The organism is Tabrizicola piscis, from assembly GCF_003940805.1.
In the GTDB taxonomy this organism is placed as follows: Bacteria; Pseudomonadota; Alphaproteobacteria; order Rhodobacterales; family Rhodobacteraceae; genus Tabrizicola; species Tabrizicola piscis.
On sequence record NZ_CP034328.1, the window covers coordinates 2,193,293 to 2,217,480 of the forward strand.

A 24,188-nucleotide genomic window follows, 5' to 3' on the forward strand; every position below is an offset into this window, starting at 1 on the left:
CAGGTCCAAGGGGCAACGATGATCAGACGTTATGGCGAACCAGCGGAAACCGGGCGGCGCTATACCCGCAGACCAGGGGTTTATGCCATCTTGCTGGACGGCGATCACATCCTTGCCACCCATCAGGCCGAACCGGTGCCCGAGTTTCAGTTGCCGGGCGGTGGCATCGACAAGGGGGAACATCCGATCCCGGCCTTGCACCGTGAAGTCTTTGAAGAAACAGGCTGGAAGATCGCGGTGACCCGGCGGCTGGGGGCGTTTCGCAGGTTCACCTACATGCCGGAATATGACCTTTGGGCGGAAAAGGTCTGCGCGGTCTATCTGGCCCGACCGGTTCGCCGCCTTGGCCCGCCGTCCGAGGCGGGGCATAGCGCGATCTGGCTGCCGGTCGCGGATGCGGTGCTTCGGCTGGGTAATCCGGGGGATCGGGCGATGCTGGCATCATTCCTGTCACTGGATATCCAGAACAACGCCTGAGACATCATCGGGAAACGAATCGCTGCCGGACTGCTGGGTCAGATCCCAGACCAACGCTTCAAGCAGGTCTGACCCGGAAAGATGCGCAGACCGGGTCAGGCTTTGCACCAGCCCCGCTTCGCCAAAGTCCTGACCGGACGGAAGCGGGCATTCCGTGAAACCGTCCGACACCAGAACCAGCCGATCACCGGTGGCAAGGGTCACTTCGGTCCGGTCATAGGTGGCGCCGGGCAGCAGGCCGATAGGCAGGCCACCCTGTCCCAGCCGGACCACCTGACCCGAGCGGCGAAGCAACATCGGGTGCGGATGGCCGGCCTGCACCAGACTGAGCATGCCGGTGCCAAGGTCCATCACCGCGAAGACCATGGTGAAATACTGTTCGGCCTGAATCTCTTCCAGCATCAGGCGGTTGAACCGTTCGGCCACGGCTTCGGGCGGCAAAAGGACCTGCTGGCCGACCAGACCCCGACCGTAGGCAAGGTTCTGTTCGGGCGACGAGCCGGTCAGGAACCCCGCTAGCCGCGCCGTCATCATCGCCGAGGCAACGCCATGACCTGACACGTCGATCGAATAGACCGCAACACGGTTGTCATCCACCCGGAAGCTGCCGACCAGATCACCCCCGACCCGGCCCGAATTGCGCAACATCAGCGATGCCCGCGCCCAGCCGTAGTCACGCACCCGGTCGCGGATCAGCGTTTGCTGCAGCTTTCGCGCCTCGATCAGGTCACGGTCGAGCGAATCATACAGTTTCTGCAGTTCCAGCAGCGTGCTGACGATCATCTTGTTCTTGGCCAGAAGCTCAGCCTGCATTGCCAGCATCCGTTCCCCCGCCCGCAGCCGCGCCCGCAATTCGCTGCTGTCGACCGGCTTGGTCAGAAAATCATCGGCACCCGCCTCCAGCCCGTCAGCGATTTCGGTCTTTTCGGATTTTGAGGTCACAAGCACGAAGTAGCCATAGTTTTCATGGCCCAAGGCCCTGAAATGACGGCAGAATTCAAGGCCAGTCATTCCCGGCATCATCCAGTCGCTGATGATCATGTCCACATTGCCAGCGGCGCAGACCTGCAGGGCGGCGGCGGCGGCTTCGCATTCCGTCACGCGGTATCCCCAGCGGCGCAGTTGCATCGTCAGGATATGCCGCTGCGCCCGGCTGTCATCCACCACAAGCACATGCAGCGGCCGACCGGGCACCGCCTTTCGCTGTTCCACTGACATGGTGCTGGCAGACACGTCTGGCCCCTTCGCCTGTTCCCGCCGGAAATTGGCCGCCCAGCGCTTAACGCATCGTGAAACCTAAAATTGTGCACGCTTGCCTTGGGCTTGCCCGGTTCTGGACCATCAATTGTTCAGGCTGCGGGGCAAGAGTGACGCCTGTGTGGACGAGGGGAAGGGTTGCCATGATTGATTGGAAACGGGTTGAAGACCTGCGCGCCGAGATTGGCCGTGACGGATTCGCCGAAGTCGCCGACATGTTCCTGGAAGAGGCAGATCAGGCCGTGAAGGTCCTGCTGGCCGGCCTGCCCGCGGATGAGGTTGAGGGGCAGTTGCACTTTCTGAAGGGCAGTGCGCTGAACCTTGGTCTGGCCGACCTTGCCGCGATTTGTCAGGATGGCGAGCGCAAGGCAGCTGCCGGATATGGCGCGCTGGTGGATGTGGGGCGGGTGTCGGCCGTCTATCACAGTTCCCGCGCGCTGCTGTTGCGGCGGTTGGCCACCGAAGCCGCAGCCTGACCTAGATCAGGAATTCGGACAGCGCCTCATCCGAGGTGATGTCGCGGAACGCCAGACCCGCGGCATCCATCCGATCGGTGAAGCCGCGAAATCCGTCAGCGTCCTTGGTTTCGATCCCGATCAGGACCGACCCGAAGTTCCGCGCCGATTTCTTCAGGTATTCGAAACGGGTGATGTCATCATCGGGGCCAAGCATGTTCAGAAATTCACGCAGCGCGCCGGGGCGCTGCGGCATCCGGAGGATGAAGTACTTCTTCAGGCCGGAATAGCGCTGGGCGCGTTCCTTGACCTCGGGCAGGCGTTCAAAGTCGAAGTTGCCGCCTGACGTGACACAAACCACCGTCTTGCCCCGGATCAGGTCCGCAAGTTCCGGCAAGACATCCACCGACAGGGCCCCTGCCGGTTCCAGCACGATGCCTTCGACATTCAGCATCTCCAGCATCGTCACGCAGATGCGGTCTTCGGGGGCCAGAAGCACCTGATCGGGGCGGACCCAATCCAGCATCGCAAAATTGGCCGCGCCGATCCGCGCCACGGCAGCGCCATCGACAAAGCTGTTGACGCGCGGCAGCTTGACCGGCGCACCGTCGCGCAGCGCGGCCATCAGGCTGGCGCCGCCAAGGGGTTCGACAAAACGAAAGTCGATCGCGGGCGCCACCTCGCGCAGATAGGCGGTCACGCCTGACGAAAGGCCACCGCCACCGACCGGCAGGATCACCAGATCGGGCGCGCGGCCCAACTGCTCCAGTATCTCGACTGCAACAGAAGCCTGGCCTTCGATCACATCGGGGTCATCGAAGGGCGACAGGAAATGCGCGCCTTTTTCGGTGCAAAAGGCCTGCGCTGCGGCAAGGGTCTGATCGAAATAGTCACCGGTCAGCTGGATCGTGACCTGATCACCACCGAAAACGCGGGTCTTGTCGATCTTCTGTTGTGGCGTCGTGACCGGCATGAAGATGGTGCCTTGCACCCCGAAATGCCGGCAAGCGAAGGCCACGCCTTGCGCATGGTTGCCCGCACTGGCGCAGACAAACTCCCGCTGGGCGGGTTGCCGGTCACGGACCTTGCGCATCGCGTTGAAGGCCCCGCGCAGCTTGTAGCTGCGGACGGGGGAAAGATCCTCGCGCTTCAGCCAGATCTCGGCTCCGTAGCGGACGGACAGATGGTCATTCCGCTGCAACGGGGTTTCGGGAAACAGCCCGCGCAGGGCGGCCGTTGCGGCAATGGCGGTGTCGGAAAAGCGGGTCATCCGTTCCAGATGCCGGAACTGCCGCAATAACGCAAGAAAAGCGGTTGGCGCGATTGTACCCGGTACGGCGCAATCCTTGCCCTTGGCTGCATTTCGCTTTAATCGCGGGCGAAACCTCGCCGGAGCCCATGACATGCTGAAGCCGAAAAAAGTCGTCCTTGCGTACTCGGGCGGGCTTGATACCTCGATCATCCTGAAATGGCTGCAGACCGAATATGGCTGTGAGGTTGTGACCTTCACTGCCGATCTGGGGCAAGGCGAAGAACTTGAACCGGCGCGGCAGAAGGCGCTGTTGATGGGGATCGCGCCAGAGAACATCCACATTGTCGACGTGCGTGAGGAATTCGTGCGGGATTTCGTGTTCCCGATGTTCCGGGCCAACGCACTGTATGAAGGGCTGTACCTGCTGGGCACCTCCATCGCGCGGCCGCTGATTTCGCAGCATCTGGTGCGGATCGCGCATGAAACCGGGGCCGATGCCGTGGCGCATGGGGCGACGGGCAAGGGCAACGATCAGGTGCGGTTCGAATTGTCGGCGGCGGCGCTGGACCCTGCCATCAAGGTCATCGCACCCTGGCGGCTGTGGGATCTGACCAGCCGCACGAAGCTGCTGGAGTTTGCCGAGGCGAACCAGATCCCGATTGCCAAGGACAAGCGCGGCGAAGCGCCGTTCAGCGTGGACGCGAACCTGCTGCACACCTCCTCCGAGGGCAAGGTGCTGGAAAACCCGGCCGAAGAAGCGCCGGAGTTTGTGTACCAGCGCGTGACACCGGTGGAAAAGGCCCCGGACACGTCGGAATACGTTGAGATCGGGTTTGAGCGCGGCGACGCGGTGTCGATCAACGGCGAGGTGCTGTCGCCCGCCACGATCCTGGCGCGGCTGAACGACATTGGCGGCAAGCATGGCGTTGGCCTGCTCGATCTGGTGGAAAACCGGTTCGTGGGCATGAAATCGCGCGGCCTTTACGAAACCCCCGGCGGGACGATCCTGCTGGAGGCGCACCGGGGGATCGAGCAGATCACGCTGGATGCGGGCGCTGGCCATCTGAAGGACAGCATCATGCCGCGCTATGCGGAGCTGATCTACAACGGCTTCTGGTTCAGCCCGGAGCGTGAGGCGCTGCAGGCGCTGATCGACAAGACGCAGGAGCATGTGACCGGAACCGTGCGGGTCAAGCTTTACAAGGGATCAGCCCGGACAGTGGCGCGGTGGTCGGACCATTCGCTCTATTCGGAAAAGCATGTGACCTTTGAAGAGGACGCCGGCGCTTACGACCAGAAAGACGCCGAGGGCTTTATCCGCCTGAACGCCCTGCGGCTGCGCCTGATTGCCACGCGCAACGCACGGGTGGCGAAGGGCTAAGCCGCCAGAGATTGGCCAGCAGACGGGGGCGGCTACGCCCCCTTCTGTACGGCAGCGGCTTCGGCCGAGATCAGCGTCTGGGCAAGGGTCAGTGGCACTGTCAGATCCTGCAACGCTCCGCGAACGTCGCGGAACAGGTCATTTTCGTCGATGAACATGCCGCCGACCCGAAACAGGTTGCGGCCGTGCGTCAGGGCGATGTGCGTCTCCTCCCCATTCGAGGTGGCGGCGTAAAGCTGGGCACCGGGGCCCACGTGGGTTTCGATATGGGTCAGCACGTCGATGACGGCCGCCAGCGCCGGCGGTTCATCAACCGATGACCACGAGGTCCAGATGCCATAGCGCCGACCGTCGGTGAGGACATCGCGCAGGTGAAACAGGCCTTCGGTTGACAGATCGCCGCCGAAAAACATGCCCGGCCGGGTCTTGTCTTCCAGCGCGATGAAGAACGCGGGCATTGCCACTTGGTTGGGGAATTGCGCCACCAGCCCCTGAAACAACGTCCGCGAGTTCTTGCCCCCCGTCTCGACCTTGACCTCGGCCATGCGGATCGTGTGGGTGCCAAGGATGCCGTAGACGTAATCCTCGCCCGATCTGATGCCACGCTTGGGCAGCAGCCGTTGCGGAAGCCCGGCGATGAAGGCCTTGGCGTCCTTGCTGTAGGTCAGCCCCACGGTGCTGGCGAGAACCGGCATCACCATGCCTTCTTGCCGCCGGATCATGCCCAAATGGGCCCAGTAGATCAGCCCCCCGCAAACAGCAGCGCCAAGGATGGGAATCTGGGCGTCTGTCCCGGCCATCAAGAGGCTGATCCCCCAAACCCCAAGCACCCCCGCGGCAACCGCAAGAACGGCAATCAGAACTGCCGTCAGGGACCCGATCCGCCGCAGCCCCGGCAGCAGGGCGCGCACGGCCCGCGCGACTTCGGTTGAGGAATCGGGAAGGGGCGCGGCCTCAGGCATATGCATTTCCCTTCAAGCAGGGTCAGGGCAAATCAAGATCAAGGCTTGCGGGCTGGCCATCCCAAGTGCCGGAAATGCTCCACGCTTCGGTCACCTTGCTGTAGCGATAGGTAATGTTACCACTGTGAAGGCCCGAGACCGCAAGTGTAAGCGTGATGCCGTCCCTATCTTCGCCTGTGTTGACCTCCACCCCCTGACCGCTGATCGCCAGATCGGGCCAAAGGCGGCAGTTGGCGAAGGTATAGTCGATGCCGTCAAAGGACGGGGTGGCGGACAAAGTGCCCCCAAGATCGCAGCCGATGGTCAGAGGATGCACCATGTCCCAGGTGTTCAGCGGGATGATCTGATAAAGCTCGGTCTCAACCGCGCGGGCAACGGCGACGGGGTCTGCCATTTCGGCGGCGGTTGTCAGGGTCAGCGGTGTGTAGGGGCCAACAAGATCCTGTTCGCAATGCTGTTCCCGGGCGCTGGGCAGGGTGCCATCAAACAGCAGGGCCTGCACGATGGCATCGGGGCAGGCCAACCCCCGCCCCCAGATCACATGCGGACCGCCGCGCATGAAGACGCCATAGGCGTTCTGCGCGTTGTTGAGCACGGAAGTGGCCATGGTGATCGGGGTGATCGGATCGGCGTCGCTATTCAGGACAAGGGTGGGCCATGGCCCCCCGGCATAGGGTTCGGGGCGGGTTGCGGGGCCCTGATACGGCCAGTAGGCGCAGGCGAGCCGTTCAAGGAAATAGGACCGCAGCAGCCGCGGCGCATTGGACGCAAAGGCACGCGCTTCTTCCAGAATGGCAGCGGTGCGTTCCGCCTCGGTCCCCGCGCCCGAATCATAATCGGTGCAGGTGACGGCGTAGAAGGCGGCGGCGAACCAGCCGGGGTCTTCAATGCCGGTTTCCGTTTCCGGATCGATATACATGTTGGCATAGCCAAGCTGCAGCATCGGCACCAGATTGCCGCGCCCGGTGGCGGCAAGGGCGCGCAGAAATTCGGCCCGGCCTTCTGGGGAGTAAAGCGCGTAAAAAGCGTTTGCCTCAAGGATCCCGCTGGTCAGGGCGCGCTGGGTCACTGTGCCGTCGGCAAGGGTGAGGTCCACCAAGACAGGGGCCTGTGCCAGCGCGCCTGCAAGATCATCGTAGACCTGCGTCGCGTCGCCGCCCATGTCGGCAGCGCAGGCGGCAATGTCGGCACAGGCGGCAAAGCTGCGTGACAGGATGCTTTCCGCAGCGACGGCATACGCTGCATAGAAGCCCTCGGCGTCAAGGTTCAGGTCTACCACGCCATCCAGGATCACCCCCCGGACGGCCTGCGGATAAAGCGTGGCATAGGCCTGCACTACCTGGGTGCCGTAGCTTTCGCCATACATCCAGACCTTGGGTGCCCCGATCGCCTGACGAAACGCCTCAAAATCGCGGATCGCCTGGTCCGAGTTGACGACGGGCAGCAGATGGTCCGCATCCAGTTCCGCAGTGCAATCGCGCGCAAAGGCCTGTGCGGTGGCAAGCGCCTGATCGGGCGCGTTGATCGAGGCGGGGGCGATATCGAAACGGGCTTGGGCGATGGGGCAAGACAGGCCGTGTTTCGGGCCGATGCCGCGTTGATCGACAAAGACGATGTCGATGTACTGGCTCAGGCTTTCATCAAACGCGGACAGGTAACTATCGGCTGAAGCAAGGCCGGAACCACCGGGACCGCCGACGAAGAAGAACAGGATGCCCTTGCTTTCGACCGTGGCGAAAGACAGGGCAAAGGTGATGTCGATGGTCTGCGAAGGGTCATTGGCGCGGTGGTCCAGCGGCACCGTCAGTGTCGTGCAGGACAGGCTGCTAAGATCACAAGGGAACAGGTCCATTCCCGCGACGGCTTCGACCAGCGGGGTGTCAGCGGCGGCTGGGGAGGCAAGCAGGGCAAGGCTTAGGGCAAGGGCGCGCATGGGGAATCCGTCAGATGGCGTGGGCGGCAAGGCGGTCATGCGCGGGAAGTGCGGCATCGGCGAGGCGCTGATAGGCCGGCGGCAGGTCGGGGAGCGGGCCTTCCGGGTCTTCAAACCCGGTGGAACGGTGGACAGCGTTGTACCAATGCGGCGCCCAGACGCCGTCATAGGGCTTGGGGCCCGAGGGCCAGGACAGCATCTTTTCCGTGAAGGGCAGGCCCAGGGCGCTGCAAAGCCCGGCCAGCGCCCGGCGCGGGTTGGCGCGGATGCTTTCGGCGGTGATGACGGGGGGCACGGTGCCCGTCATGTCGGCGACCTGGTCAAAGAGCTCGGCCTGCTGAAGAAAGCCGATGTCCTGCAGGGTCGGGGCCTCACGCTTTCTGGCATAGCTGGCGATGACATGAGCGGGGTGGCGGAGGAGAAAGACGTTGGTCAGGCCCGCAAGGAAACCCCGGTCGAAGGCGGGGATCATGTGCAAGGTCATGTGCTTTTGGTACCAGTGCGGCTGGCCGCCCGGATTGGGGCCAAGGCAGGCTGCGGCGACCTCGTTCGGATCGGCGGGCTGGCTGGCGATGACGTCGTCCCGCATCGGGTGGTCAACGCCGGTGGCGGCAAGGTAGGCCGCGTAAAAGGGCTCGTCACTGACCGCGCAATCACCACGGGCGGCGAAAGCGTACATCAGCGCGGTGGACAGGTTCCGGGGGCCGGACCACATGGCAATTTTCATCTGTCGATCTTCATGGCAGGCGCTTAGCGGTCTGCGCGTCAAGTGCCGTGCCAAGCTGCTCGGGTGTCCAGGCGGCAGCCAGAGCCTCATGGACAAGGGCGGCTTGCGATTTCGGGGCAAGGCCGCCAAGCGGCGGGTCACGGTCAAGGTTGGTGGGGAAACTGTAGCCTTCGGCAGTGGCGGCAATGGCGTTGGCGATCTGGGCTTCGGAAAGGTCCGTGGCGGCCAGCAGCGCTGGGTAAAGCGCCTTTACCATTGCGGTGCGGTTGATCGATTCCATCGCGCGGCCATAGGCAGAGGAAACCTGAAACAGGTTCACCATCCGCTTGACGTCCTTGGTCCGGTTCGTGCCAGCCGCGTGAAAAAGGGCGGGCGAAAAGAACAGCATGTCGCCCTTTTTCAACGGCAGTTGCACGGCGTGGGCGTGGAAATAGTCGCGGAAGTCTTGCCTCGCGGTGGCGAGGTAGCCGGCCACATATCTCTGACTGCGGGGAAGCAGCAGGGTTGGCCCAGCCTCAATGCTGGCATCGACATGGGCGATGGCGCCCTGCAGGGTCAACATCGGTGACATCAGATGGACATGCGCCGGGTAGCGCGCGACCGCCTGTGCCGACTGGAAACCCAGATGATAATCCCGGTGTGGCGACTGCGCCGCGCCGCCGGGGTTCACCACATTCAGCTGCGCGGTCATCTGGTAATAGGGGCCAAGCCAGGCCTGACTGACCAGTGCAAGGAAGGGGTTGGCGTAGTACCGCGCAAAGTTCGCGGGGTCCGCCAGGCAGTGCTTTTCAAGGGAATTCCACAGCCGGTCATTCGCCCCTGGTTTGGCGAAATGGTCACCGCCGCCCGTGCCCGCGCGGTTCTGCCGGTCGATAAGGTCGCGGAAGATGTCCGAGGCGCGGTCGATGATCGCGTGATCAGGCTCGGCCCCTTGCAGGACGATGACGCCCGGGCCGTTGGCGAAGGCGTCGGCCCATTCGGCCATCAGCATTTCCGGGAAGCCGGGGTCCGCCAGCCTCTGGGTCAGCGCCGCGCAGTCGTAGATCAGGACGCCTTTGACCAGATCAGCCGCAAGCGGATAATCCGCACGGTCGGTCGGCTGTTCGCAAAGGGCGGCGAAATCGGCAAGGTCACACTCCTCGGCCCGAAGGTAAGTGCGCCGGGTCAGGTGCAGCGAGCGGTCGATCTGTTGCATGGCTCAGGCCCCCACCAGCGTCTTGTACAGCCCGCGCAGGCGTTCGGTCACGGGGCCCATCTGGCCAGTACCGATGGTCCTACCGTCAATCATGCCCACCGGGGTTTGCGCACCGAAGGTGCCGGTCAGGAACGCCTCATCCGCCGAGTAAGTCTCCACGAGCGAGAAGTTCTTTTCGCGGCAAGGGATGCCGTTGGCGTGGCACAGGTCGATGACCTTCTGGCGGGTGATGCCGTTCATGCAGTAGTCGCCGGTGGAGGTCCAAACCTCACCCTTCTTGACGATGAAGAAGTTGCAGGCGTTTGTCGTGTTCACGAAGCCATGGATGTCCAGCATCAGCGCCTCATCCGCGCCGGCCTTTTGCGCGGCGATGCAGGCGAGGATGCAGTTCAGCTTGGAATGGCTGTTCAGCTTGGGGTCCTGCGTCATCGGCAGACCGCGCAGGTGGGGGACGGTGGCAAGGGTGATCGGCCGGGGGATCTTTGGCCGCGAATGTTCCATGATGATGACCATGGTCGGGCCTTGCTGGCTTAGGCGCGGGTGCTGGAAAGGCCGGGTCTTCACCCCGCGCGTGACCATCAGGCGGGCGTGGGCGTCGGTGGTCATGCCGTTGGCGGCCTGGGTTTCCAGCACGGCGGCGACAACCTCGGCCCTCGTGCGGGCGATGTCGAGATCGATGGCTTTCGCAGCCTCGAACTGCCGGTCAAGGTGTTCATCAAGGAAGGACCAGCGGTTGTTGTAAAGCCGGATCCCTTCCCAGACGCCATCGCCCAACATGAAGCCAGAGTCATAGACCGACACCGTGGCCTGCGCGCGGGGCAGAAGTTTGCCGTCGACCCAGATCAGGATGGATTCGTTCCGGGCATCCTCTTCCGCCTGATGGGTGGAGACATGGTCGTTCATTGTTGCAATTTCCGTTTCGACGCCCTGCGATATGTTTCAGGCTACGGCGGCGCGGGCGGAAGGCCAAGGGAAACCATCACTGTGGCGTGAGGTCACGGCAGGGTGAATGGACCAGCGCGGCGGCGGGCCTCAGGGTCCGGGCCAGAGTATTTGGGAGCGGATCATGTGGAAGCTGGCAATAGCCTTCGTGCTGGGACTGACCGGGGCTGCGATGGCCGAAGTGAAGACGGCTGTCGTGGCCGGGGGTTGCTTCTGGTGCGTGGAATCGGATTTTGAGCCCGTGCCGGGCGTGATTGACGTGGTGTCTGGCTACACCGGGGGCAACAAGGCGAACCCGACCTACAAAAGCCACGCCGGGCATTATGAGGCGGTGAAGATCACATACGACAGTGCGGTGATCTCATACGCCGAATTGATGGCAAAGTTCCTGCGGTCTGTCGATGTGACGGATGCAGGCGGGCAGTTCTGCGACCGGGGCGACGCCTACCGCACTGCGATTTTCGTGAACGACGCTGAAGAGCGCGCGGCGGCCGAAGCGGCTGTGGCCGAAGCGGAGGCTGTGCTGGGGCAACAGGTGGTGACGCCTGTGCTGGACGCCAAGCTGTTCTGGATCGCCGAGGATTATCATCAGGACTATTACAAGGGCACGGGGATCATCCTGACCCGCGCCGGGCCGAAGAAGCAGTCGAACGCCTACAAGTTCTATCGCGAAAGCTGCGGCCGCGACGCGCGGGTGCAGGCGCTTTGGGGCAATCAGGCGTTTTCGCATTAAGCTGGCGGCGAGCGAGGGGTTTCACACCCCTCGCGCTCCCCTTGGGATATTTGTGCAGGAAGAAAGCACAGTTTTGGTCGAGGTTTAGCGGTCTGTCGTCCGGGGTCAGTCCTGAACGCAGACCTGCTTCTGTGTGCCCAAGCCTTCGATCCCCAACTCCACCACATCACCCGCCTTCAGGTAATGCGGGGGCTTCATCCCCATGCCGACACCCGGCGGGGTCCCGGTTGAGATGATGTCGCCGGGATGCAGGGTGAAGAACTGGCTGAGGTAGGCGATGACATGGGCCACGCCATAGACCATCGTGCGGGTCGATCCGTTCTGCATGGTCTGGCCGTTTACCGTCAGCCACATGGGAAGGTTCTGGGGATCGGCAACCTCATCGGGGGTGACGAGCCAGGGGCCGGTTTGGCCGAAGTTGTCGCAGGATTTGCCCTTGGTCCACTGACCGGCGCGCTCCATCTGGAAGGCCCGTTCGGACACGTCGTTAATGACGCAGTAGCCGGCGACATGGGACAGCGCCTCGGCCTCGGTCAGGTATTTGCCCGGTTTGCCGATGACGATGCCAAGCTCCACCTCCCAGTCAGTCTTGGTGCTGGTGCGGGGGATCAGGATCGGGTCGTCCGGGCCACAGATCGCCGAGGTGGCTTTCATGAAGAAAACCGGTTCGGGCGGGACCTGCAGACCACTTTCGGCGGCATGGTCGGCGTAGTTCAGGCCGATGCAGATGAACTTGCCGGTGCCGGTGACGCAGGGGCCGATGCGGGGCGAGCCGGGCACAAGCGGCAGGCTGGCGGGGTCGATCGACTTCAGGCTGTCCAGGGTGGTCAGGACCTCCCCTCCAAGGTCGGGGATGTGGGCGGATAGGTCACGAATCTGGCCTTCGGCATCGAGGAGACCGGGTTTTTCCTGGCCCTGCGGCCCGTAGCGGAGGAGTTTCATGCTTGGGTCCTTGTTGGTTAGGCTTGTCCTTCAAGCTGACATGTTAGCCGGGCGGGACGGTCAGGCCAAGGGCGGAAGGTCTGCCGCGGCGCGAAGATCGGGGGCGCGGATGTCAAGCTCTTGCCCGGCAAGCGCATCGGCGGCGGGCGTGCAAAGCCAGGCAATGGCGCGGGCGGGATGATCGGCCGGGGCAAGGCTTTCGCGGGGCAGTTGCGAGACCGGGTTGATCCCGGAGGCGCGGATCGTGCCCTGCATGTCGGTATCCACCACACCGGGGGCAAAGCCAAAGATGCGGATGCCCTGATCGCCATATTCCATGTGCACTGCCCGGGTCAGCATGGCGAGACCGGCTTTTCCGGCGCAGTAAGCGCTCCACCCTTCCTGGGGGCGGTGGGCTGCGCCGGAGGAGATGTTGATGATTGTTCCCCCGCCCCGCGCGACCATCTGGCCAAGGGCCAGTTGGGTGGCGTGGAACGCGGCGGTCAGGTTGGTGTCGATGTTCAGCGCCCAATCTTCGACAGACACGTCAAGGATCCGGCCGATGGGGCCGATGATGGCGGCGTTGTTGACCAGAATGTCAAACGGCTGATCGAAGAGCGTGGTCATCGCAAGCCGGTCGGTCATGTTCACAAGATGGCCGGTGGCCGGAATGTCCCCAAGCGCGCGCTGGGCGGCGGCGATGCCTGCCGCGCTGCGGGACGTGAAGTGGACCGCCGCGCCTGCCAGCGCCAGGGCGCGCACCGTGGCAAGGCCGATGCCACGGTTGCCGCCGGTCACAAGGGCGGTTTTGCCGGTAAGGGTCATGGTGGGCCTCCTGCAATGCCGGGTCGGGTTTAGCCGGAGCAGGGCATGCCTGTCCATGCCGCGAACGCCATGAGGTTCCCAGGAAATTGACGGGCGGCTTGACCTTCACTTGCGTCCGGATGAGGGTTGCGCGCAACGGTGGAGGCAGGCGTGCGGCGTGTGATCTTTGCGGCAATGCTGGTGGCGGCCTGTGCGCCACGCGGCGATTTCACGGCAGCGCCCGCCGACCGGGGCTCGGCCACGCCTACGGCCATTTTCGTCGGGACGACACGCGTCGCGGGCGAGGATGGCTTTAGCCGTGACCGGGCGGATGTCGCCAGTTTCCTGCGCTATGACATCTCGATCCCGGCAGAGCGCGAGGCCGGTACCGTGAACTGGCCGCGTCGGTCGCAAAAGCCGGATGCGGACAAGCATTTCCTTACATTGAACGAGACGCGCTTTGCTGAACCGGTGGCGTTTCGCGGGGCCTTGCGCGATGCGATGGCCCTGCGCGGCCAAGCCGTTGCGGTGGTCTATGTCCACGGGTTCAACAACACGATGGCCGAGGGTGTCTATCGGGTCGCGCAGATGCACCATGACCTGAAGGTGCCGGGGGTGGCGATCCACTATGCCTGGCCGTCGCGCGGATCGGCCTTGGGCTATGTCTACGACCGGGATTCGGCGTTGTTCGGGCGCGGCGGGTTTGAGGATCTGCTGGACGAAGTGGCCGCCTCCGGCGCGCGCGAGATCGTGATTGTCGCGCATTCGATGGGGTCTGCCCTTTCGATGGAGACGCTGCGCCAGATGGCGTTGCGCGGCAATAGCCGGGCACTTTCGCGGATCAAGGGGGTGGTGCTGATCTCGCCCGACCTTGACGTTGATCTGTTCCGGTCCATCGCGCTGGACATCGGGACGCTGCCGCAGCCCTTTGTCATCTTCGGAAGCAGCAAGGACCGGATCCTGAACCTGTCGGCCACGATATCGGGTGCGCCGGAACGGCTTGGCAATCTGGAGGACCTGACGAAAATCCAGGACCTGAAGGTGACCTATATCGACACGGCGGCCTATGATGTGGGGGCTGGGCATTTCAACCTTGGCACCAACCCGACCCTGATAAGCCTGTTCAGCGGCATCATTGGGATCGACGCGGCACTCCGTGCGGATGAACGCTCACGCGTCGGTCTGTTCCAGGGGCTTGTCCTGACAGTGCGCAACGCGACCGAGATCGTGCTGGCACCGGTGGGGGCCATTGGCGAGGTGCAGGCGGACTGACACCATGCGAAGCTTGGGTGCCCGCCCCCGGGGGGTTTCACACCCCCCGGCCCCCCGTGGAGTATTTCCCAAAGAGCAAGCACTTGGGCGGGCTATCAAAGGGCGCTAGCGGCGCCTGAGATAGACGTAGTAGGCACCCGAGCCGCCGTGCTTCAGATGCGCCTCGGTCACTTGCAGGACAGCCGGGCCGATTGGGGCCTGGCGCAGCCACTGCGGGACCTGGTGGCGCAGAGCCCCCATTCTTTGTGGAATGGGGCCTTGGTCATCGCGCTGTTTGCCCTTGCCAGTGATCACAAGGACAAGGCGCAGGCCTGCACTCTGCGCGTTCAGGATAAACGCCGTCAGTTCGGGATGTGCCTCGGCCAGGGTCATGCCGTGCAGGTCGATCCGCGCCTCGGGGGCAAGTTTGCCGCGTGTCATGCGACCGTGGGTCTTGGCATCCATCTGCAGCGGGGCCTGCCCGAGCGCCTGAGGCAGCGAGGGGGCAAGGTCGTGACGTTCACGCTTGCGGGCCTTTTCACCCAAGGTGAAGGCGGGAAGTCGCGGCTTGGCGTGGGTCAGGGGTGGCGGTTCTGGCGGCGGGGCCTCGGCCGGTTTGTGAAAGATCGGGTGGTCATGCAGTGGCCGGGCGCTTTTGGCGACCGTGCGCCAAAGCTCCTCCTCCTCGGGGCGCAGGGTGCGGCGGCGGCGCATGGCCGTCAGCCGCCTTCCAGCATCGCGTAGGCCCGGTCGATCGGCAGCAAAAGGACCATCCGCCCGCCGTCCTTGACCGTGCCCGCAGCATCACCCGCCCCGGCCCCCGTGCCGTAGAAGATATCCGCGCGCTGCATGCCCTTGATCGCGCCACCGGTGTCTTGGGCGACCATCAGACGGCGGATCGGGGCGCGACCGTCCTTCTCGATCCAGACCGGAGCGCCAAGCGGGGTGAACTTCGGGTCGATCGCGACGGAGCGGAGGGTGGTGATCGACCGGCCCATGGCCCCGATAGGGCCATCCTGTGCGCCAAGGGTGCCGATCTGGCGAAAGAAGACGAAAGACGGGTTGCTGTGCAAAAGCTCACGCCCCGGGCCGGGGTTGCGGCGGACGTAGGACGCAATCTCTTGGGCAGAGACCTGATCCATCGAGTGGGTGCCACGGCGGACCATCTCTTGCCCGACGGACCGGTAAGCGTGGCCATTCGCCCCGGCATAGCCAAGGCGCACCACTGTCCCATCCGTCATGCGAATGCGGCCAGAACCCTGGATCTGAAGGAAATAGACGTCAATCGGATCATCAAGCCAGGCAATTTCCAGGCCGCGGCCCGCAAGGGCACCATTGTCGATGGCGGCGCGGCTGTGGAACACCGTGCCATCGCGCAGTTCGGGCGGGCGGCGGTACAGCGGGTACTGGAAACGGCCGCTGCGGACGGGGGAGCCTTCAAGTTCAGGCTCGAAATAGCCGGTGAACAGGGCGGGGGGTTCGCCCACAACGACCGGCTTGAAGAACAGTTCAAAGAAGCTACGGGCCGAGATGTCGTCTTGCGGCACATCGGCTGCCATGGCGCAGATCGGCCGCCAGTCAGGGGCGTCGATCAGGTCACAGGTGCGCAGGAAAGACACAAGCGCCTCGGCGTGGCGATCATCCCGCCAGCCATCCAGCGCCTCGAAGTCAAGGATCTGGGCGGGCAAGGGTGTGGCGGCCATCAGGGCCGCCACCACAGCAAGGATGCGAAACGGCGCGCGCATCCCAAGGCGATCAGTCGCCGGTGGCGACAAGTTGCCAGTTCGGATCGTCAATCCCCATGCGGCGGGCGAAGGTCCAGATGTCACGCTGGCGCTTGATCTCACGCGGGTTGCCCTCGACGATTTCGCCGGCCTTGTTGCGCACGACATAGGTCTGTTCACCAACGAAGCGGACCGAGATTTCCGCCATGCCGCTGTCCTTGTTGAAGGTGGCATCGTGCAGGACAAGTTCCTTCATGCCTACAAAGCTGGCATCAACCGTCAGGCCTTCCTGTTCGCGGGCGGCGATGGCTTCGGCAAAACTGGCTTCGACGTCATCGGCAAGGAACGGGCGGATCGAATCCAGATCGCCGCGTTCGTAGGCCATCAGGATCATTTCATAGGCACTGCGCGCGCCTTCCAGAAAGGGCGTCACGGCAAAGGACGGTTCGGCCTGCTTCATCGCCTGGAGCGCGCGGGCCGCGTCCGATCCTTCGGGAACATGGTCGATAATATCCCGGTCAGCGCCACCTTCGATCACTTCGAAATCGCGGCGAACACGCGGACGCACGTCGTCCAGCAGGATCGGCGGCTTTTCAAAACCGTCGCGGGTGCCAAGGACGGACCGCAGCTTGAGGATGAGGAAGATCGCGATCCCGGCAAGGACCAGGAGTTGGATCAGGGACCCGTTCATTGAAGACCTCTGAAGGCTTGATGCTTTGATGGGCTTGCGCCCGGTTACCTCCTATGTAGGGTGGGGGGCGCGTGAAGTCTACCAGTGGACAGGCGGAAAGCCGAGGGGATACGGAGATGTGGGTTTTTCTGGCAATTTTGGCGGTGCCGCTGATCGAGATCGGGCTTTTTGTCCAACTTGGCGGGGCAATCGGCCTGTGGCCGACCCTGATATGGGTCATCCTTTCTGCCGCCTTCGGAATTCTGATCCTGAAGGGCGTGGCAATGACCGGATCGGTGACACTAAGCCGCAGCATGCATGAGCTGAACAATCCGCTGTCCCCGGTCGCAAATCGGGTGATGGTGGTTTTTGGCGGTGCGCTTTTGATCCTGCCGGGGTTCTTCACCGATGCGCTCGGCCTGTTGCTGCTGATTCCCCCGATCCGGATGCTGCTGATCAAGCTGATCGGACGCCGCCTGAGCCCGGTTGCGACGATGGCGACGCAGACAACGATCATCGAAGGCGAATGGCAGGAGGCCAAGCCTGAAAATCCGACATCTCCGGGCAACCCGCCATCCGAAGTGACGCGGCATTGAGGGCGCTGGCCCGACCTGCTAAACACCCGGCAAATTCCTGAAGGAGCGTGCCAGATGGCAGAAGAAACCCAATCGGGCAATGGAACCGCTGCGGCAACCCCGCCGCAGATTCGCATGCAAGTGCTGGCACAATATGTGCGTGACCTGTCGTTCGAAAATCTGGTCGTGCAGAAGGGCCTGAGCGGGTCCGAGGTCCAGCCTGACATTCAGGTGGCCGTCAGCCTTGATGCGCGGAAGCGGTCCGTTGCGAACCAGTATGACGTTGTCACCAAGTTCAAGGTCACCTCGCGCAACAAGGTGAATTCCGAGACGCTGTTCCTGCTTGAGCTGGAATATGGCGGCACCTTTCACATCGAAGGCGTGGCCGATGACCAGCTGCACCCGTTCCTGCTGATCGAATGTCCGCGGATGCTGTTCCCCTATGTGCGGCGCATCATCTCGGACGTGACGCGCGACGGGGGCTTCCCGCCGCTGAACGTGGATCAGGTGGATTTCATGGCGCTGTATCGCCAGGAACTTGCCCGCCGCGCCCAGACGCAGGCCGCAACGCCGGTTGAAAAGGCCAACTAAGGCCTGTCACCCCCGCTTTGACCAGATGGCCGCATCGCCCAGCTTTGCGACCATCGCTTCATGCGCCGCGATCTCATCTGCCATGATCCGCGGCGCAAGGGGAACCGGTCGCGGCTTTGGCCGCCAGACGATTTCCGCCTGACCGTTCGGCCGCGGGTTCGCTGCAGCCCCGCCAAGCACCAGATCGGGCTGCCGCCCGCCAACCAGTTCCAGATACACCTCGGCCAGAATTTCGCTGTCCAGCAAAGCGCCGTGCTTCTCGCGCATCGAGTTGTCGATGTTGAAGCGGCGGCAAAGTGCGTCAAGCGAGGCCGGAGAGCCGGGATACTTTGACCGGGCGATCAGCAGCGTATCGGTCGCGCGGGCCGTGGGCAGGGTGGGCAGACCAGCGCGGGAAAGTTCGTGGTTCAGAAACTTCATGTCGAAGGCGGCGTTGTGGATGACCAGCGGCGCGTCGGCGATGAAATCAAGGAAGGCACGGCCGATGCTGGCAAACACGGGTTTGTCGCGCAGAAAGTCATCGCCCAGGCCGTGCACTTCGAACGCCTCTTTCGGCATGCTGCGTTCGGGGTTGATGTACTGGTGATAGGTCCGGCCGGTAGGCAGGTGGTTCATCAGCTCCACCGCGCCGATTTCGACAATGCGGTGGCCCTCTGCCGGTTCAAAACCGGTGGTTTCGGTATCAAGGACGATCTCACGCATCTTTGGCAACCCGTCTGGAAATGTCAGCCAGCACATCCTTGACCGCCGCGCGGGCGGCTTCAAGGGCGGTGGCGGGGATGATGTAATCCGCCCGGGCGCGCTTTTCGGCATCGGGCATCTGGCGTGAGAGGATCAACTGAAACTCTGCCTCAGTCATTCCGCGCGACAGGACGCGGTCGCGCTGCACCTCGGGTGGGGCGGTGACGACGGCGACGGCGTCACAGTCCCGGTCAATGCCGGATTCGTACAGCAGCGGGACATCAAGCAGAACAATCGGCGCCTCGCGGTTAGCCACAAGGAACTGCGCGCGATCTTCAGCGACAAGCGGGTGCACAGCAGCATTCAGGCGGTCCAGCGACGCGGGATCGGCGGCGATCAGCGCCCGCAACCTTGGGCGGCTCACGCTGCCGTCGCTGTCAATCACGTCAGGAAAGAGCTGGGCCACCGCCCGCGCAGCGGGCTGGCCGGGGGCGTATAGGCGGTGGACCGCAGCGTCAGCGTCCCAGACGGGGATGCCCTCAGCGGCGAACATCGCGGCCGTGGTGGACTTCCCCATGCCGATGGAGCCGGTCAGGCCAAGCCGAAACGTCATGCCTGAAGCACGGCCTTGCGGGTCGCCTCGTCCACCTCGGGGCGGACACCGAACCAGCGTTCAAATCCCGGCGCGGCCTGATGCAGGAGCATGCCCAGACCGTCGACAACGGTGCAGCCCTTCGCCTCAGCCTCGATCAGGAACTGCGTTTTCAGGGGGGTATAGACAAGATCCGTGACGAGGGCGCGCGGATTGAGCTTGTCCAGCGGCACGCGGAAATCAGGCTTGCCGGTCATCCCAAGCGAGGTGGTGTTGACCACCGTTGCAGCGTCTTCAAGCAGATTGGACGCCTGCACCCATTCATGGACATGCACCTTGGCCCCGAAATCTGACCGCAGCGCATCAGCGCGGGGCCGGGTGCGGTTGGCAAGGCGGATTTCCGGGACACCCACCTCGATCAAAGCGGCGATGACGGCGCGCGCAGCACCGCCTGCCCCAAGCACCACGGCTGGCCCGGACGCCGGCGCCCAATGCGCTGCGTTCTGCCGCAAGTTGGCGATGAAGCCGGACCCGTCAGTATTGTCGGCGTGGATCTTGCCGTCCTTGCGGAAGATCAGCGTGTTGGCCGCCCCGATCAGCGCCGCGCGGTCGGTCACGATATCCGCAATCTGCAGGATCGCCTCCTTGTGCGGGATCGTCACGTTCAGCCCGACAAAGCCAAGGCGTGGCAAGGTGCGGATCAGTTCGGGCAGATCACCGGGGGCGATGTCGATGGGGATGTAATGACCCTTCAGCCCATAACGACGCAGCCAGTACCCATGCAATGCCGGGCTGCGGCTGTGGGCAATCGGGTGGCCAATGACACCGGCGAGCGGGATGCGGGGAAGGTCGGTCATCTGGCGATCATGCCCCGAGTTCCCAGCCATGCCAACAGTGGCAACAAGGGCAGGCCAAGAATGGTGAAATGATCGCCGACGATGGCAGAGAACAGCCGAACGCCCTCTTCCTCGATCTTGTAGCAGCCGACAGAATGGCGGACGCTGTCCCAGTTCCGGGCCAGATAAGCGTCGATATAGCCGTCTGTCAGGTCATGCATGGTCAGCCGCGCCTCGGCCACATGCCGCCAGACGGGTTCGGCGTTTTCATAGGCGACGATGGCGGACAGCAGGCGGTGCGACTTGCCGCGCAGCAGGCGCAAATGGTCGCGCGCCTGATCCGGGCTTTCAGGCTTGGCAAAGATCGTTCCTTCAAACTCCAGCACCTGGTCGCAGCCAAGGACAAGATCAGCCGGACGGCGGTCTGCCACCTTGCGGGCCTTCATCTCAGCCAGAGCATCGGCCACATCACGCGGCTTCGCCCCTTCTGCCAGCAACGACACCCGCGCCGTTTCTTCATCGACCCGGGGGGCGACCGTTTCAACCTCCAGCCCTGCGGAACGCAGAAGCTGCAGACGGATCGGCGAGGTGGAGGCAAGGACAAAAGCCATGGGAAAGCCTGTGCATATCCGCGCTTTGTTCCGCGGGAGGAAAGAGGGGCGAAAGGGCGTCAGCAGCCCCTGGGCCAAGTTTCAAGCCGCACCACGGCCTTCGGGCGAGAGATATCCCGCTGTGCACGGGCTTGTCACGGGGTTTGGGACAATCGCCTTATCCCCGGGGAGGAAACTGCATGATGTAATGGCATGTGGACCAGGATGCTGCATAAGTCGCTGATAATGCATCTGTTTTTGGTGAACAATCAGGGATCTCAAAGACTGTCCCGAGATCATCCACAGGTTGCGGCTTGTGGGTGGACCTGTGGGCCATCTGCCGCATCCCTTTCTGCACAGGCCCTACATCATCATCATTTCTTCTTTCAAATCTTCTTATTAGAAGAAAGCAGGGACAAAGCAGGTTGGATCGAATGATCACGGATTGGCTGGCGGAATGGTATCTGGTGACGAAATCGCTGCATGTGATTGCAGTGATTACCTGGATGGCGGGGATCTTCTACCTGCCCCGGCTTTTCGTCTACCACGCCGAACAGGTGGAAACCGGCACGCGGACGGACAGCATGTTCCAGACGATGGAGCGTCGGCTTCTCCGGGGGATCATGAACCCGTCGCTGATTGCCACCTGGGTCTTTGGCCTGGCGCTGGTGATGACGCCGGGGATCGTCGACTGGTCGATGCTTTGGCCCTGGGTCAAGGCGGCGGCCGTGTTGGGGATGACGGCCTTTCATGGTTGGCTGGCCGTGCGGCGCAAGGACTTTGCCAATGGCGCCAACCAGAAAAGCGGGCGGCACTATCGGCTGATGAACGAAGTGCCGACGGTGCTGATGGTGGTCATCGTCTTTGGCGTCATCGTGAAGTGGTAGGGCCGGGCACCCCGCTGGGACGTTGACTTCCGGCCTGCCCCCGGTGTAAAGCGCCAAGAGCTAGACCGTCCGGTCAAAGCGCCCCCCGTTTCAGCCCTGTGATGATCTGCCCCTGACAGGGCCGATCCGTCCAAGCCATTCCTCCCAAGGACACTCGATGACCGTTGAACGTTTGAACCTCTCTGACCTCAAGGCCAAGACCCCGGCTGACCTTCTCGCCATGGCCGAGGAGTGGGAGATCGAGAACGCCCCCAGCATGCGCAAGGGCGAGATGATGTTCTCGATCCTGAAAGAGCATGCCGAGGAAGGCTGGGAAATCGGCGGCGATGGCGTGCTGGAGGTGCTGCAGGACGGGTTCGGCTTCTTGCGCTCGCCTTCCGCGAACTATCTGCCGGGGCCGGATGACATTTACGTCTCCCCCGACATCCTGCGCCAGTTTTCGCTGCGCACCGGGGACACGATCGAAGGCGTGATCGCCGCGCCGAAGGACAACGAAAAGTACTTCTGCATGACCAAGGTCACGCGGATCAACTTCGACGACCCGGAAAAAGCGCGCCACAAGGTTCACTTCGACAACCTGACGCCGCTTTATCCCGACGAACGGCTGAAGATGGAAGTCGAGGATCCGACGATCAAGGACCGCTCGGCCCGGATCATCGACCTTGTGGCCCCCATCGGCAAAGGCCAGCGCGGTCTGATCGTAGCACCCCCACGGACGGGTAAGACGGTGCTGTTGCAGAACATCGCCAACTCCATCGCGCAGAACCATCCGGAGTGTTATCTGATCGTCCTTCTGATCGACGAACGCCCCGAGGAAGTCACCGACATGCAGCGCACCGTGAAGGGCGAGGTTGTCGCCTCCACTTTCGACGAACCGGCAACGCGGCACGTCGCGGTGGCGGAAATGGTGATCGAAAAGGCCAAACGCCTGGTCGAACACAAGCGCGATGTGGTGATCCTGCTGGACTCGATCACTCGTCTGGGCCGGGCATTCAACACCGTTGTGCCGTCGTCAGGCAAAGTGCTGACTGGCGGCGTCGACGCGAACGCCCTGCAACGCCCGAAACGCTTCTTCGGTGCCGCCCGGAACATCGAGGAAGGCGGGTCGCTGACCATCATCGCCACCGCCCTGATCGACACGGGCAGCCGGATGGACGAGGTGATCTTCGAAGAATTCAAGGGCACGGGTAACTCGGAAATCGTGCTTGACCGCAAGGTTGCCGACAAGCGCGTCTTCCCGGCGATGGACATCCTCAAGTCCGGCACCCGGAAAGAAGACCTGCTGGTCGACAAGACCGATCTGCAAAAGACCTATGTCCTGCGCCGCATTCTGAACCCGATGGGCACGACGGATGCGATCGAATTCCTGATCGGCAAGTTGAAGCAGACCAAGTCGAACGCCGATTTCTTCGATTCCATGAACACCTGACCGCAGCAGGGCCAAGGGGTAGAGGGCGATGGACACGATCTATGCCACCGCCACCGCGCGGGGGCGCGCCGGCCTTGCCGTTGTGCGCATCTCGGGTCCGGACGCACTTGCCGCCGCAAAGGCGCTTTGTCCGCGCCTGCCCGAACCTCGGGTGGCCGGCTTGCGTCGTCTGTTCTGGAAGGGCGACCTTCTGGACGAGGCATTGGTCCTGACCTTCGCCAAAGGCGCCAGCTTTACCGGCGAGGCGGTGGTTGAACTGCATCTGCATGGCGGCGTGGCTGTTGTCAGCGCCGTCCTGCGTGCTCTGGCGGATCAGCCCCGCCTGCGCCTTGCCGAACCGGGGGAATTCACCCGCCGCGCGCTGGAAAACGGTGTGCTGGACCTGACCCAGGTTGAAGGTCTGGCAGACCTGATCGACGCCGAGACGGAGGCGCAGCGGCGTCAGGCCGTGCGGGTTCTCTCCGGCTCGGTCGGGCAGCGGGTGGACCAATGGCGCCACGACCTGATCCGCGCCGGGGCGTTGCTGGAGGCCACCATCGACTTCGCCGATGAAGAAGTGCCGGTTGACGTCAGTCCGGAAGTGCTTGCCCTGATCGACGGCTTGCTGGCCGACCTCGGGCGCGAGGCGGCAGGGGTGGCCGCGGCCGAGCGGATCCGTGACGGTTTTGAAGTTGCCATTGTAGGTGCGCCAAACGTTGGCAAGTCGACCCTGCTGAACCGGCTTGCCGGGCGCGAGGCAGCGATCACGTCTGACATCGCGGGCACGACGCGGGATGTCATCGAAGTGCGGATGGAAATCGGCGGCCTGCCCGTGACCTTTCTTGATACGGCCGGCTTGCGGACAACGGGCGATGTTCTGGAACAGGCCGGAATTGACCGCGCCTTGGCCCGGGCCGAAGCAGCGGACCTGCGTGTCTTCCTGACCAGCGGTGAAACTGTGCCGGGGCTGACGCCCAGGGGCGATGATCTTGTGGTTGCTGGTAAATCGGACACAATATCTGCGCCTGATGGGTTGGCTGTGTCGGGACTGACGGGCTCCGGCGTTAGCGAATTGCTGGATCGCATTGGCGAAATCCTGCACCATCGCGTCGCGTCGGCAGGCGCTTTAGTGCGCGAACGTCATCGCCTTGCAGTGATTGGGGCACTGTCCGCTCTGGCCGAAGCGCGGGCAGAAGTGCTAAGGGAAGACCAGCGAGTCGAGCTGGCAGCCGACCATCTGCGGCGGGCAGTTCGGGCACTGGACACGCTGGTCGGGCGGGTGGATGTAGATGACCTGCTGGGCGAGATTTTTGCAAGTTTCTGCATCGGCAAGTGAAGGGTGTT

The 24,188-nt window shown here is 63.3% G+C and carries 26 protein-coding genes; 10 read left to right on the forward strand and 16 right to left on the reverse strand.

Annotated elements, in window-relative coordinates; translation table 11 throughout:
* Nucleotides 1-18: 18 nt before the first annotated feature.
* On the forward strand, nucleotides 19-477 hold the full coding sequence (locus EI545_RS10685) for an NUDIX domain-containing protein (protein ID WP_125325463.1): 459 nt from the start codon (nucleotides 19-21) through the stop codon (nucleotides 475-477).
* On the opposite strand, the gene EI545_RS10690 is transcribed toward EI545_RS10685, so the two are convergent.
* Nucleotides 451-1,695 (reverse strand): SpoIIE family protein phosphatase, encoded by a 1,245-nt coding sequence (locus EI545_RS10690; RefSeq protein WP_125327391.1) that lies wholly within the window; start codon nucleotides 1,693-1,695, stop codon nucleotides 451-453. The two genes, EI545_RS10685 and EI545_RS10690, sit on opposite strands and share 27 nt — an antisense overlap.
* Nucleotides 1,696-1,877: 182 nt before the next feature.
* On the opposite strand from EI545_RS10690, the gene EI545_RS10695 reads away from it, so the two are divergent.
* The gene (locus EI545_RS10695; protein WP_125325464.1) at nucleotides 1,878-2,210 is read left to right on the forward strand and encodes an Hpt domain-containing protein; all 333 of its coding nucleotides are present in this window, start codon (nucleotides 1,878-1,880) and stop codon (nucleotides 2,208-2,210) included.
* Nucleotide 2,211: 1 nt separating this feature from the next.
* Here EI545_RS10695 and ilvA read toward each other — a convergent pair whose 3' ends face one another.
* The gene (ilvA, locus tag EI545_RS10700; protein ID WP_125325465.1) at nucleotides 2,212-3,459 is read right to left on the reverse strand and encodes a threonine ammonia-lyase IlvA; all 1,248 of its coding nucleotides are present in this window, start codon (nucleotides 3,457-3,459) and stop codon (nucleotides 2,212-2,214) included.
* A 133-nt stretch (nucleotides 3,460-3,592) separates the two neighbouring features.
* Here ilvA and EI545_RS10705 point away from each other — a divergent pair, with 133 nt between their 5' ends.
* Nucleotides 3,593-4,822, forward strand: coding sequence for an argininosuccinate synthase (locus EI545_RS10705; RefSeq protein ID WP_125325466.1), 1,230 nt, complete (start codon nucleotides 3,593-3,595; stop codon nucleotides 4,820-4,822).
* Nucleotides 4,823-4,854: 32 nt separating this feature from the next.
* On the opposite strand, the gene EI545_RS10710 is transcribed toward EI545_RS10705, so the two are convergent.
* Genes EI545_RS10710 through EI545_RS10730 form a run of 5 tightly spaced genes read right to left on the reverse strand, consistent with a single transcriptional unit; the run spans nucleotide 4,855 to nucleotide 10,542 of the window.
* On the reverse strand, nucleotides 4,855-5,790 hold the full coding sequence (locus tag EI545_RS10710; RefSeq protein ID WP_164517266.1) for a hypothetical protein: 936 nt from the start codon (nucleotides 5,788-5,790) through the stop codon (nucleotides 4,855-4,857).
* A 16-nt stretch (nucleotides 5,791-5,806) separates the two neighbouring features.
* On the reverse strand, nucleotides 5,807-7,717 hold the full coding sequence (locus tag EI545_RS10715; protein ID WP_164517267.1) for an alpha/beta fold hydrolase: 1,911 nt from the start codon (nucleotides 7,715-7,717) through the stop codon (nucleotides 5,807-5,809).
* A 10-nt stretch (nucleotides 7,718-7,727) separates the two neighbouring features.
* The gene (locus EI545_RS10720; RefSeq protein WP_125325469.1) at nucleotides 7,728-8,444 is read right to left on the reverse strand and encodes a sulfotransferase-like domain-containing protein; all 717 of its coding nucleotides are present in this window, start codon (nucleotides 8,442-8,444) and stop codon (nucleotides 7,728-7,730) included.
* Nucleotides 8,445-8,454: 10 nt separating this feature from the next.
* Nucleotides 8,455-9,639, reverse strand: a complete 1,185-nt coding sequence (locus EI545_RS10725; protein WP_125325470.1) for a phytanoyl-CoA dioxygenase family protein — start codon at nucleotides 9,637-9,639, stop codon at nucleotides 8,455-8,457.
* A gap of 3 nt (nucleotides 9,640-9,642) precedes the next feature.
* Nucleotides 9,643-10,542 (reverse strand): D-amino acid aminotransferase, encoded by a 900-nt coding sequence (locus EI545_RS10730; protein WP_125325471.1) that lies wholly within the window; start codon nucleotides 10,540-10,542, stop codon nucleotides 9,643-9,645.
* A 163-nt stretch (nucleotides 10,543-10,705) separates the two neighbouring features.
* On the opposite strand from EI545_RS10730, the gene msrA reads away from it, so the two are divergent.
* Nucleotides 10,706-11,314 carry a peptide-methionine (S)-S-oxide reductase MsrA gene (msrA, locus tag EI545_RS10735; protein ID WP_125325472.1) on the forward strand — a complete coding sequence of 203 codons (609 nt, stop codon included), beginning with the start codon at nucleotides 10,706-10,708 and terminating at the stop codon, nucleotides 11,312-11,314.
* Between the two features lie 105 nt (nucleotides 11,315-11,419).
* Here msrA and EI545_RS10740 read toward each other — a convergent pair whose 3' ends face one another.
* Nucleotides 11,420-12,256, reverse strand: a complete 837-nt coding sequence (locus EI545_RS10740; protein WP_125325473.1) for a fumarylacetoacetate hydrolase family protein — start codon at nucleotides 12,254-12,256, stop codon at nucleotides 11,420-11,422.
* 60 nt (nucleotides 12,257-12,316) lie between these two features.
* Nucleotides 12,317-13,060, reverse strand: a complete 744-nt coding sequence (locus EI545_RS10745) for an SDR family oxidoreductase (protein WP_164517268.1) — start codon at nucleotides 13,058-13,060, stop codon at nucleotides 12,317-12,319.
* A gap of 150 nt (nucleotides 13,061-13,210) precedes the next feature.
* On the opposite strand from EI545_RS10745, the gene EI545_RS10750 reads away from it, so the two are divergent.
* The gene (locus tag EI545_RS10750; RefSeq protein WP_125325475.1) at nucleotides 13,211-14,311 is read left to right on the forward strand and encodes an alpha/beta hydrolase; all 1,101 of its coding nucleotides are present in this window, start codon (nucleotides 13,211-13,213) and stop codon (nucleotides 14,309-14,311) included.
* Nucleotides 14,312-14,416: 105 nt separating this feature from the next.
* Here EI545_RS10750 and EI545_RS10755 read toward each other — a convergent pair whose 3' ends face one another.
* The 3 genes from EI545_RS10755 to EI545_RS10765 are packed head-to-tail and all read right to left on the reverse strand — an operon-like array spanning nucleotide 14,417 to nucleotide 16,705.
* Complete coding sequence (locus tag EI545_RS10755) at nucleotides 14,417-15,004, reverse strand: Smr/MutS family protein (RefSeq protein ID WP_125325476.1); 588 nt, start codon at nucleotides 15,002-15,004, stop codon at nucleotides 14,417-14,419.
* A 5-nt stretch (nucleotides 15,005-15,009) separates the two neighbouring features.
* Nucleotides 15,010-16,035 (reverse strand): murein transglycosylase A, encoded by a 1,026-nt coding sequence (mltA, locus tag EI545_RS10760; protein WP_125325477.1) that lies wholly within the window; start codon nucleotides 16,033-16,035, stop codon nucleotides 15,010-15,012.
* Between the two features lie 10 nt (nucleotides 16,036-16,045).
* Nucleotides 16,046-16,705: a Tim44/TimA family putative adaptor protein gene (locus EI545_RS10765; protein ID WP_125325478.1), complete on the reverse strand. Its 660-nt coding sequence runs from the start codon at nucleotides 16,703-16,705 to the stop codon at nucleotides 16,046-16,048.
* 116 nt (nucleotides 16,706-16,821) lie between these two features.
* On the opposite strand from EI545_RS10765, the gene EI545_RS10770 reads away from it, so the two are divergent.
* Entirely contained in the window at nucleotides 16,822-17,280 is a 459-nt protein-coding gene (locus tag EI545_RS10770) for an FxsA family protein (RefSeq protein ID WP_125325479.1), read from the forward strand.
* 54 nt (nucleotides 17,281-17,334) lie between these two features.
* The gene (gene secB / locus EI545_RS10775) at nucleotides 17,335-17,850 is read left to right on the forward strand and encodes a protein-export chaperone SecB (RefSeq protein WP_125325480.1); all 516 of its coding nucleotides are present in this window, start codon (nucleotides 17,335-17,337) and stop codon (nucleotides 17,848-17,850) included.
* Between the two features lie 6 nt (nucleotides 17,851-17,856).
* On the opposite strand, the gene dnaQ is transcribed toward secB, so the two are convergent.
* The 4 genes from dnaQ to EI545_RS10795 are packed head-to-tail and all read right to left on the reverse strand — an operon-like array spanning nucleotide 17,857 to nucleotide 20,570.
* A complete protein-coding gene (dnaQ, locus tag EI545_RS10780; RefSeq protein WP_125325481.1) occupies nucleotides 17,857-18,552 on the reverse strand; it encodes a DNA polymerase III subunit epsilon in 696 nt (231 codons plus the stop codon).
* The gene (gene coaE / locus EI545_RS10785) at nucleotides 18,545-19,144 is read right to left on the reverse strand and encodes a dephospho-CoA kinase (protein WP_125325482.1); all 600 of its coding nucleotides are present in this window, start codon (nucleotides 19,142-19,144) and stop codon (nucleotides 18,545-18,547) included. Before coaE ends, dnaQ begins: the two co-directional genes overlap by 8 nt.
* On the reverse strand, nucleotides 19,141-19,980 hold the full coding sequence (locus tag EI545_RS10790; protein WP_125325483.1) for a shikimate dehydrogenase: 840 nt from the start codon (nucleotides 19,978-19,980) through the stop codon (nucleotides 19,141-19,143). The genes coaE and EI545_RS10790 overlap by 4 nt, the downstream gene beginning before the upstream one ends.
* Entirely contained in the window at nucleotides 19,977-20,570 is a 594-nt protein-coding gene (locus EI545_RS10795; RefSeq protein WP_125325484.1) for a Maf family protein, read from the reverse strand. Before EI545_RS10795 ends, EI545_RS10790 begins: the two co-directional genes overlap by 4 nt.
* A 413-nt stretch (nucleotides 20,571-20,983) precedes the next feature.
* On the opposite strand from EI545_RS10795, the gene hemJ reads away from it, so the two are divergent.
* The 3 genes from hemJ to mnmE all read left to right on the forward strand — a co-directional run bounded on the left by hemJ (nucleotide 20,984) and on the right by mnmE (nucleotide 24,180).
* Nucleotides 20,984-21,436: a protoporphyrinogen oxidase HemJ gene (hemJ, locus tag EI545_RS10800; RefSeq protein ID WP_125325485.1), complete on the forward strand. Its 453-nt coding sequence runs from the start codon at nucleotides 20,984-20,986 to the stop codon at nucleotides 21,434-21,436.
* 157 nt (nucleotides 21,437-21,593) lie between these two features.
* Nucleotides 21,594-22,865 (forward strand): transcription termination factor Rho, encoded by a 1,272-nt coding sequence (rho, locus tag EI545_RS10805; protein ID WP_125325486.1) that lies wholly within the window; start codon nucleotides 21,594-21,596, stop codon nucleotides 22,863-22,865.
* 28 nt (nucleotides 22,866-22,893) lie between these two features.
* Nucleotides 22,894-24,180: a tRNA uridine-5-carboxymethylaminomethyl(34) synthesis GTPase MnmE gene (gene mnmE, locus EI545_RS10810; protein WP_125325487.1), complete on the forward strand. Its 1,287-nt coding sequence runs from the start codon at nucleotides 22,894-22,896 to the stop codon at nucleotides 24,178-24,180.
* The last annotated feature ends 8 nt before the right edge of the window (nucleotides 24,181-24,188 follow it).

Bases quoted from the DNA above. Each gene is read 5' to 3' on its own strand.
- EI545_RS10690 (WP_125327391.1), bottom strand. From the start codon at position 1,695: ATGTCAGTGGAACAGCGAAAGGCGGTGCCCGGTCGGCCGCTGCATGTG.
- EI545_RS10715 (WP_164517267.1), bottom strand. From the start codon at position 7,717: ATGCGCGCCCTTGCCCTAAGCCTTGCCCTGCTTGCCTCCCCAGCCGCC.
- msrA (WP_125325472.1), top strand. From the start codon at position 10,706: ATGTGGAAGCTGGCAATAGCCTTCGTGCTGGGACTGACCGGGGCTGCG.
- EI545_RS10695 (WP_125325464.1), top strand. From the start codon at position 1,878: ATGATTGATTGGAAACGGGTTGAAGACCTGCGCGCCGAGATTGGCCGT.
- EI545_RS10755 (WP_125325476.1), bottom strand. From the start codon at position 15,004: ATGCGCCGCCGCCGCACCCTGCGCCCCGAGGAGGAGGAGCTTTGGCGC.
- EI545_RS10745 (WP_164517268.1), bottom strand. From the start codon at position 13,060: ATGACCCTTACCGGCAAAACCGCCCTTGTGACCGGCGGCAACCGTGGC.
- mnmE (WP_125325487.1), top strand. From the start codon at position 22,894: ATGGACACGATCTATGCCACCGCCACCGCGCGGGGGCGCGCCGGCCTT.
- EI545_RS10730 (WP_125325471.1), bottom strand. From the start codon at position 10,542: ATGAACGACCATGTCTCCACCCATCAGGCGGAAGAGGATGCCCGGAAC.
- ilvA (WP_125325465.1), bottom strand. From the start codon at position 3,459: ATGACCCGCTTTTCCGACACCGCCATTGCCGCAACGGCCGCCCTGCGC.
- dnaQ (WP_125325481.1), bottom strand. From the start codon at position 18,552: ATGCGTGAGATCGTCCTTGATACCGAAACCACCGGTTTTGAACCGGCA.
- EI545_RS10710 (WP_164517266.1), bottom strand. From the start codon at position 5,790: ATGCATATGCCTGAGGCCGCGCCCCTTCCCGATTCCTCAACCGAAGTC.
- EI545_RS10705 (WP_125325466.1), top strand. From the start codon at position 3,593: ATGCTGAAGCCGAAAAAAGTCGTCCTTGCGTACTCGGGCGGGCTTGAT.
- mltA (WP_125325477.1), bottom strand. From the start codon at position 16,035: ATGCGCGCGCCGTTTCGCATCCTTGCTGTGGTGGCGGCCCTGATGGCC.
- hemJ (WP_125325485.1), top strand. From the start codon at position 20,984: ATGATCACGGATTGGCTGGCGGAATGGTATCTGGTGACGAAATCGCTG.
- rho (WP_125325486.1), top strand. From the start codon at position 21,594: ATGACCGTTGAACGTTTGAACCTCTCTGACCTCAAGGCCAAGACCCCG.
- EI545_RS10685 (WP_125325463.1), top strand. From the start codon at position 19: ATGATCAGACGTTATGGCGAACCAGCGGAAACCGGGCGGCGCTATACC.
- coaE (WP_125325482.1), bottom strand. From the start codon at position 19,144: ATGACGTTTCGGCTTGGCCTGACCGGCTCCATCGGCATGGGGAAGTCC.
- EI545_RS10795 (WP_125325484.1), bottom strand. From the start codon at position 20,570: ATGGCTTTTGTCCTTGCCTCCACCTCGCCGATCCGTCTGCAGCTTCTG.
- EI545_RS10740 (WP_125325473.1), bottom strand. From the start codon at position 12,256: ATGAAACTCCTCCGCTACGGGCCGCAGGGCCAGGAAAAACCCGGTCTC.
- EI545_RS10770 (WP_125325479.1), top strand. From the start codon at position 16,822: ATGTGGGTTTTTCTGGCAATTTTGGCGGTGCCGCTGATCGAGATCGGG.
- EI545_RS10765 (WP_125325478.1), bottom strand. From the start codon at position 16,705: ATGAACGGGTCCCTGATCCAACTCCTGGTCCTTGCCGGGATCGCGATC.
- EI545_RS10720 (WP_125325469.1), bottom strand. From the start codon at position 8,444: ATGAAAATTGCCATGTGGTCCGGCCCCCGGAACCTGTCCACCGCGCTG.
- secB (WP_125325480.1), top strand. From the start codon at position 17,335: ATGGCAGAAGAAACCCAATCGGGCAATGGAACCGCTGCGGCAACCCCG.
- EI545_RS10790 (WP_125325483.1), bottom strand. From the start codon at position 19,980: ATGACCGACCTTCCCCGCATCCCGCTCGCCGGTGTCATTGGCCACCCG.
- EI545_RS10725 (WP_125325470.1), bottom strand. From the start codon at position 9,639: ATGCAACAGATCGACCGCTCGCTGCACCTGACCCGGCGCACTTACCTT.